Source organism: Macrococcus brunensis (assembly GCF_004359615.1).
GTDB classification, from domain to species: Bacteria; Bacillota; Bacilli; order Staphylococcales; family Staphylococcaceae; genus Macrococcus; species Macrococcus brunensis.
This window is the reverse complement of the sequence record NZ_SCWA01000060.1, coordinates 1-421: the sequence shown is the minus strand read 5'-3', so window position 1 is coordinate 421 and position 421 is coordinate 1. Positions and strand designations below refer to the sequence as shown.

Here is a 421-nt window from a genome sequence, read left to right as displayed (position 1 = left end):
GATACGGAAAAAGAAGTATTGCTATGTGATACGGATAAAGCTATTCCAACGCCAATATATACAATATAAATGAGAGTCACCCTATAAAGTTCGGCACTGCTGCGAGACGACTTTATCGGGTGCTTTTTTATGTAATTGGTGGGAAATGGCTGTTGTTAGATTGAACCGGCTTGATTGAAATGTGTAAAATAATTCGATATTAAATGTAATTTATAAATAATTTACATAAAATCAATCATTTTAATATAAGGATTATGATAATATATTGGTGTATGACAGTTAATGGAGGGAACGAAATGAAAGCTTTATTACTTTAAACAAGTGTATGGCTCGTTTTGCTTTTTAGTGTGTTGGGATTATGGCAAGTCTCGAACGCGGCTGAGCAGCATACACCAATGAAAGCACATGCAGTAACAACGAT

Annotated in this window: 2 protein-coding genes; both read left to right on the top strand. The window is 34.4% G+C overall.

Features of this window, described 5'->3' with window-relative positions; genetic code table 11:
- Positions 1-69, top strand: a 69-nt coding sequence (locus tag ERX27_RS11550; RefSeq protein WP_243715893.1) for a hypothetical protein, incomplete at its 5' end; no start/stop codon positions are given.
- Between the two features lie 266 nt (positions 70-335).
- The coding region (locus ERX27_RS11545) for a hypothetical protein (protein WP_243715892.1) at positions 336-421 on the top strand (86 nt) is incomplete at its 3' end.